This is a genomic window from Pseudomonas sp. GL-B-12 (assembly GCF_019955895.1).
Classification (GTDB): Bacteria; Pseudomonadota; Gammaproteobacteria; order Pseudomonadales; family Pseudomonadaceae; genus Aquipseudomonas.
This window is the reverse complement of record NZ_JAHBCX010000071.1, coordinates 1-6903: the sequence shown is the minus strand read 5'-3', so window position 1 is coordinate 6903 and position 6903 is coordinate 1. Positions and strand designations below refer to the sequence as shown.

The window sequence follows — 6903 nt, the reverse complement described above, 5'->3', positions numbered from 1 at the left end:
GGGCTGGGTTGAACGTCCATGAACGGACGCTCAACCCAGCCCACCGGAACCAGCAGGCTGAGGCCTGCCTGCTGGCTGTTCAGGGTTATGAGGTCTGACGTGTATCCCACTTATCGTCGTGGATCAGGTTCCCCTCAACGAAGGTCCATTCGATCTCCCGGTAAGCCAGCTGAATTTCTTCCATGGGGTAAATATTCTGTGAGGCCGGGTCTTTGAAGTTGTCGGTTTTCGCCTGGATGCTCACCACCCTGACGTCTTTCAGCACGACACGGTAATACTCGACTTCTTGCACCTCACCTTTGCTGCTGTCGTACCACCTGAACGTAGCCTCCATCAGTTCCTTGTTGTCGGAGAGCGCCTTGAGCAGAAGGGTGCTGGAGGAATCGAGTGCCTTGGTAAATACAAACGGTGTATGGACCCGCAAGCCGGATGCTTTGCCGCTACTGGGGTCATAAGGGAGGGTCAGGCCATGTTGCTGGGAAAGCACTTCGATGCTGCCCTCCCGTCCATGCACGGTCACCGAACCTTTGATTTCCTTGCCCTCTTTATCTTTCAGCCAGGCGTAAATGGGATTTGCCATATCAAGCTCCTTTTTCAGTTCACAGTTGCCGCGCTTGCGACAGGGGTTTTACGTCGGCCCCGGCCGTGGGTAGCGCGCAGGCCCCCGCTTCCGGCACCAGACGGATATCGACGCGACGGTTGGCCTGACGCCCCGCCTCGGTGTCATTGCTCGCGATCGGCTGGCTCTTGCCAAAGCCCTGCACCGCGAAACAGCTGTCGGGGATGCCGCCCATGCGTTGCATCCAGTCACGTACCGCTGCCGCACGGGCGCGGGATAACTGCAGATTGTGTTCGTCGCTGCCCACGGCATCGGTGTGCCCGGCGATGACGATCAGCCAGCCAGGTTGGGCCTTGATGCCGACCAAGGCATCGATCAGCACCCTGGTTGATTCGGGCTTGAGCCGGGCGCTGGCACTGCTGAACAGCGACAGACTGTCCAGGCGCACCGTTCGCGCGGTACGTGCCACCAGCGGGCGGGTCGACGGTTGCTTGTGATCGGCGATGGTCGTCAACACCCGGTCACGCAGGCGCTCGCCGTGATACAGACCAAAACCCAGAGCCATGGGGACGCCCAGGCGGTAGTACGAGTCCAGTCGCACCGCGTCCTCGCGCAGCACGTTCAACGCATCTTCACGCGGGGCGAACTCGGGTTGCCCAGGACGCGCCGTCGGCTCGATGGCTGTGTAGCGCCGCAGGTCGTCGCTGACCTGACGCAGCAGCAAGGTGTTCTGCCAGCCCGAGCTGGTAAGGGCGACAACGGCAGCGAAGGTGAACAGCCAAACCGCTGTCACGATTGCGCCACGCCGCGGCGAACGTTGTGCCTGCCGGGGTAGTAGAGTCAGTAAAGGATCAGGAAACGGCAGCGGTTCCCCCGTTGCTTGTACAGCGACATCGGCGTCCATCAGCGCGGTCTTGTCCCGCTGCCATTGCCGCCACAAGTTGCCGGCCACATGCCCGGGCAGAGTCGGTACCAAAGTGCAGGCCCACACCAGCGGCAGGCCGGCAGGCTGGCGACCGTCACGGCGGGTGAAGTGCGCCAGGACATATTCATCCAGCCACTCGGCGGCAGTGTTGATCTGAATACCGGCCTGCAATCGTTGAGTGCGGACTGCACTCTGGGCGGATTGCCGATACCAGTCGCTCTGGCTGAAGCTGGCCCCGGCCTGCAGAATGTTGCAGTGCTCCTGGCCTGCGCCCCAGCTGAACCAGGCCCCTTTGGCTGCCGGGGACTGCAAATAGCTGACCAGCATCAATGGCAACGTGAAGCCACGCTTGCGCGTCAGCGCGACCTGATGATTGAAGGTGTGCACCTGCCCGGCCAATACCGCAACATTGGTGTGCTCGCCCGGGTTGACGACAAACATCACACTGAGCTGTCCGCCCCACTGGGGACGCAAGGTCATGATGCTGTCGACCAGCCCCGGCAGCTGTTCCACACGGGAGACCCGCAAGTAACATCCCTGCTCGGTCAAGCGCTGCGCAGGATGATCGGCGCCCGCCTCGCCAAACAGGCCGGACAGGCCGTCGCCACAGACCAGCACCACAGGATGGCGGTAGTTCGCCGGTGGCATTGCGAAATCATCGAGCGAACCGGGCAGGTCCCGTTGCAGCGCTGCCTGACGCACTGCCCGGCCCCACGCCAGCGCAACACTGCCGACAACGATCAAGACCCCGACCACACGCGTCCATCCGCCAAGCGGGATGATCGCCAGCAGCATCAAGGCCAGCGCCCCTGCCCACAGCCAGAGCCCTTGTTTGAGTTTGAGCGTCATTGGCTCACCTCAGGCTGCTGCGGACAATAGCGTCGCCACAAGACTACCCAACCACTGATCGAGCCCGTACCAGACACCGACCAGCAACAGGCCGGCTACCAGGGCATTGACCAGGGGCGAGCGCAGGCCCGGGCTCACCGTAAGGCCTCGACCGCCGCTGACCGTTGCGGTCGACCGCCGATGCAATTGCAAAGGGGCGACCCGTTCATTCAGGGTGGTCAACAGTTGCTCGCGCTCCGGATCATTGATATCGGCATAAAGACCCTTGAAGCCCAGGGTCAATACCCGTTGGAACGCAGTCAACACAAGCGGATCCGCTGCGGGTTCGCGCAGCACCTCACGCATGTCCTCATAAAGGAACACCCCGGCCTGATGGCGATTGAAAAACTTCGTTTGCAAGGGTTCGCTGGCCCAGCGCGAATGGGCATTGTCGCGGGTGAGGTTGAGCATGGTTTCATCCAGCAACGCGCATTGCGCATGGCTGATATGGTCGATGCTGCGTTGCGCCAGGCCGGCCTCTTCGAGAGACTGGCGAACGCGCTCAACCTGCTGCACGCACAGCGCTTTGACTTCATCGCTGTTCTGCGCCGACGCCCCCTGCCGCAACTCGACCACCAGCAGATAGCTGTCCTGCAGCAATGCGTCGATATCAACCGCGTCGTGTTTTTTCGTTTCGATCAGGTTCATGCACGTAGTACCGCGAACAGTTCAAGTTTGACGTCGGCCAGGGTGCTCGGGACGTAGAAGGCACAAACGCCCTGAGCCAGAATGGCTTTGCCCTTGACATGGTTGAGGTCGAGGGCGAAGTACTGGTTTTCCAGGCGCAGGGGAATGGCCGCCGGCACATGGCTGAGGGACTGCAACGGCACGCCGTCGAGGGCGGCGTTGACCAGTTGATCGACTTCGTCCGGTGTACCGATCTTGCACAGGCGCGGGAACTGGCTCTGCAGTTGCACCGCTGGCAGGCGGCAACGCACCGACAGGTAGAAGTCGGCGCTGTCTGGCTCGCGCAGTCGATGGTCATCGAGGCGCACCTGCCAGCGATTGGCCGAACTTTCTTCAAGGTCCAGGGCAATGACCCGCGAAGGCAGGCTGGCCTCCAGCAAGGTGGAAATCATGCGCAAAAGTGGCGGGAACACACTTTCCAGGTCTTCGTGGCGGTAAGGCGGAATCTGCTCGACATCGTGTTCGAGGGAAAAGGTCAGCAGGCTGCCGGCCAGTTTCGTCAACTCCAGATAGACCTGCTCGGGAGGTCGCGCAGGCCAGGCCTTGAGATCGGCCAACACCGGCTGGTAAGTGTTCAAGGCATTGAGCAGCCAGAACAATGACACGTCGGCAACGGCGAAGTCGGCCATGCGTTGATTGCTTTCGCGGCGCATGCCCATCAGTCGCTGGCGTTTGGAGGACAGCTGGCTCAACAGGTTATCCAATTGCGTCAGCAACCCCGGGTGCGCGGCGAAACTGAGCAACGGCGGAATGTAATCGGGGTCAAGGCTCCAGGCGCCCTGCCCGTCGCGCATCAACCGTGCGATGGGACAGGTCAGGTAATCGCCGTTCTCGTCGTGCTCGAAGCGCAGGCTCAGCACCTGTTCCAGCACGCCGACCGATTGCACCTCATCGGTGTAGATGTCCTGCACCCGTCGCCAGTCCTGGCGATATCGGGTAGGCCGATCCCCTTGCCCGCCATCGAACAGGCAGTTGTTGCCATTGGCCTGCTCCAGCGGCAGGGCCAGCAGCAAGGTAGCTGTCTGGCTGTCACCGGTCTGCAGGCGCGACAGGTCGAGACCGGGGGGCAGCCGATCCACTTGATCGCTGTCGATCAGGGTACCGTCCGGCATCCGCAGATTGAGCCGGGTGGCCTTGAGCGTGCCCAGGCGCAGAGCTTCCAGGTCGAAGGCGACACTGCGAACGCCCCAAGGGTGCACCAGGCACAGACGAGCCAGGCACTCGTTGGCCCAGGCCTCCCAGCGCGCCTGCTGCTGGAATTGCTGTGGGGACAGCAATGCCCCCGCGGCCCACAAGGGGCGGTCGATTTTCATGAGGTCGTATCCCTACGAAGTGGCGTGGGTGTGAGCAGGAATCAGGCTTTCGCCTTGGGCATCTGCGAAACCAGCGACAGGTTGACGTCCATGCCTTCCACCTGGAAATGCGGCACGGCATACAACTTGACGCGGAAGAAACCCGGGTTGTCCTCGATGTCTTCGACGGTGACCCGGCCAGCCCGCAACGGGTGCGAAGCCTGCAGCGAGTCGCCCGGATCGTTCATCTCGGTGACCAGCCCGCTGACCCACTTGTTCAACTCCAGCTCCAACAAACGGCGATCCTTGGTGGTGCCGATGTTTTCGCGCTGGATCAGCTTCAGGTAATGGGCAATGCGTGACAGCAGGAAGATGTACGGCAGGCGCGCATTGATCCGGCTGTTGGCGGAGGCCTCCGGGGTGTCGTACAACGCCGGCTTCTGCGTGGAGTTGGCCGAGAAGAAGCACGCATAGTCACGGTTCTTGTAGTACGACAGCGGGATGAAACCGAGGTTGGCGAACTCGAACTCGCGAGTTTCCGGAATCATCACTTCCGAAGGAATCTTCACCTGATTGCCAGTGCCCAGATCGTACAAGTGGATCGGCAGGTCGGTGACCGCGCCGCCAGACTGCGGACCGCGGATCTGCACGCACCAGCCGTTGGCGATGAAACTCTTGACCATGTTGGCCGCGAAGGCGAACGAGGCGTTTGTCCACAGGTACTTGTCGTGGTCCGGCCCCTTGACGCTTTCGACGTAGTTGAAGCTGCGCACCGGAACGGTGTCCGGGCCATAAGGCAGACGGCCCAGCACACGGGGCATGAGCAAACCGATGTATCGCGCATCATCGCTGTCGCGGAACGCTTTCCACTTGAGGTATTCGGCACGGTCAAAGTAGTTGCCGATGTCTTTGATGGCGGCCACTTCTTCCATAGAGCGCTTGCCAAAAAAGGCTGGGCCGACGGAGCCAATGAAAGGCATGTGCGCTGCTGCCGAGACTTTGGAAATACTGCGCAGCAAGGCAATGTCTTGCGGGCTGCGGTCGAATTCGAAGTTGGAAATGGCAGCGGCGATCGGCTCACCGCCCGGTGTGTCGTACTCCTGGGTGTAGGTATGCATGTACAGACCGCTTTGCGCGATCTCTGGTGCATCCTCGAAATCCTGGACCAGGTGATCCTTGCTGATATCCAGCAATTCGATCCGCACGTTCTGGCGGAAATCGGTCTGATCGATCAACGATTTCACACCGCGCCAGGTGGACTCGACCCGCTGGAAATCCGGGTGATGCATCACAGCGTCCAATTGGCGGCTGATTTGCGCATCCAGCGATGCGATATGTTCATCCAGCAGTGTCCTGTCCAGACGCCGGACCTTGCGCGAAGACTGCTTTATCAACTTCAGGAAAACACTGACCGCAGCGGTAACACGCTCATCGACAGAAACGTCCGACAGTGCCTCGGAGCTTTGAAACATTTCAATCTCGCCCAACGCTTTTACCGGATTGAGATTGATCTTGCCAAACAGTGCGCCATACACACCCTGGCTTTCTTCAGGCAACACCGTAGTGCCACGCGATTGCATGTGAGAATGTTCGATAGACATTGTGAAAACTTCCTTTTAAACAGACCGAGGTTAATTAACGAACGGCTTGCGGAGCCAATGCAGCCAACTCGCCTCGCAGTTCGTCAGTCAGTGCCTCGTCCATGAGGATTCGCTCCAGCTCCAGACGAAACCTGGCATTGTCCAGAAGGTTGGACTTGAGGTCGCGCAGCAGGTTGCGCATTGCCAGCAGTGCGCGCAGCTGCGGAATTTGCCGGGCCACCTGCTCTGGCTCGAAATCCTTCATGCTCTGGAAACCCAGAACGACCTCCGCGTCGCTGGCATCCTCCACCAGGGTATTGGCCACCGCCAGCTTGAGCTCGGGAGAAAATTCGGCCAGTACGCTATCGAAGTTGTTCTTGTCGATGGCGACTTTGCTTCTCTCGGATAAAGGGCGCTGTTCCTTGCCGTTACTGTAGTCACCCATCACCATCAACTTGAGCGGCAATTCGGTTTTTTTCTGGGCATCGCCAGTATGCAAATCGAGTTTGATGTTGATTCGTGCCTTTGGCACTTCGTTTTGAAAACTACCAGAAGCCATAAATCCTCCTTGGATATTTGTAACTGCATGCACAGTTACAAATAATCAACTACAAAAATCTGGTTCAGCCATTGCATTGACATATCCAGATAAACTAACAGCCATCGTTCTCGATCTTTTCTCGACCGCAAAAAAATGAACCTTTTGAAGTGAAACTGCAATCAATGAAACAAAAGCTTAAAACTTTCCGGAGGCAATGGTGAACTATCGTACGAAGTCATTCTACCCACGACAAACATATAAAGACCGAACGTACACCGCGCTGGGAACTTACTCTCACTATAAAAAGCAATTTCCCTACGCTATTTAAGAAGTTTCCTACAAATAGCTTATTGGCGTGCTTTGAAGGCGACTCAATGCAGTCGGAGTGAAACCAGTCGATACGGTTTTCCAGGAAAACCAGGGGTGGGGTG

The 6903-nt window shown here is 59.0% G+C and carries 6 protein-coding genes; all 6 read right to left on the bottom strand.

Annotation, left to right across the window (positions count from 1 at the left end):
• Positions 1-85 precede the first annotated feature (85 nt).
• The 6 genes from tssD to tssB are packed head-to-tail and all read right to left on the bottom strand — an operon-like array spanning position 86 to position 6490.
• A complete protein-coding gene (gene tssD, locus KGA85_RS28435) occupies positions 86-580 on the bottom strand; it encodes a type VI secretion system tube protein TssD (protein WP_223456692.1) in 495 nt (164 codons plus the stop codon).
• A 19-nt stretch (positions 581-599) separates the two neighbouring features.
• Entirely contained in the window at positions 600-2333 is a 1734-nt protein-coding gene (locus tag KGA85_RS28430; RefSeq protein WP_223456690.1) for an OmpA family protein, read from the bottom strand.
• A 9-nt stretch (positions 2334-2342) separates the two neighbouring features.
• The gene (gene tssL, locus KGA85_RS28425; RefSeq protein ID WP_223456689.1) at positions 2343-3020 is read right to left on the bottom strand and encodes a type VI secretion system protein TssL, short form; all 678 of its coding nucleotides are present in this window, start codon (positions 3018-3020) and stop codon (positions 2343-2345) included.
• Positions 3017-4372 (bottom strand): type VI secretion system baseplate subunit TssK, encoded by a 1356-nt coding sequence (tssK, locus tag KGA85_RS28420; RefSeq protein ID WP_046042391.1) that lies wholly within the window; start codon positions 4370-4372, stop codon positions 3017-3019. The genes tssL and tssK overlap by 4 nt, the downstream gene beginning before the upstream one ends.
• 41 nt (positions 4373-4413) lie before the next feature.
• Positions 4414-5952: a type VI secretion system contractile sheath large subunit gene (gene tssC, locus KGA85_RS28415; RefSeq protein WP_223534800.1), complete on the bottom strand. Its 1539-nt coding sequence runs from the start codon at positions 5950-5952 to the stop codon at positions 4414-4416.
• A gap of 34 nt (positions 5953-5986) precedes the next feature.
• The gene (tssB, locus tag KGA85_RS28410; RefSeq protein ID WP_046042394.1) at positions 5987-6490 is read right to left on the bottom strand and encodes a type VI secretion system contractile sheath small subunit; all 504 of its coding nucleotides are present in this window, start codon (positions 6488-6490) and stop codon (positions 5987-5989) included.
• Positions 6491-6903: the final 413 nt, after the last annotated feature.

What these genes read in the sequence shown, in the direction of transcription:
- tssD (WP_223456692.1), bottom strand. Translation starts at nt 580, where the DNA reads ATGGCAAATCCCATTTACGCCTGGCTGAAAGATAAAGAGGGCAAGGAA.
- KGA85_RS28430 (WP_223456690.1), bottom strand. Translation starts at nt 2,333, where the DNA reads ATGACGCTCAAACTCAAACAAGGGCTCTGGCTGTGGGCAGGGGCGCTG.
- tssL (WP_223456689.1), bottom strand. Translation starts at nt 3,020, where the DNA reads ATGAACCTGATCGAAACGAAAAAACACGACGCGGTTGATATCGACGCA.
- tssK (WP_046042391.1), bottom strand. Translation starts at nt 4,372, where the DNA reads ATGAAAATCGACCGCCCCTTGTGGGCCGCGGGGGCATTGCTGTCCCCA.
- tssC (WP_223534800.1), bottom strand. Translation starts at nt 5,952, where the DNA reads ATGTCTATCGAACATTCTCACATGCAATCGCGTGGCACTACGGTGTTG.
- tssB (WP_046042394.1), bottom strand. Translation starts at nt 6,490, where the DNA reads ATGGCTTCTGGTAGTTTTCAAAACGAAGTGCCAAAGGCACGAATCAAC.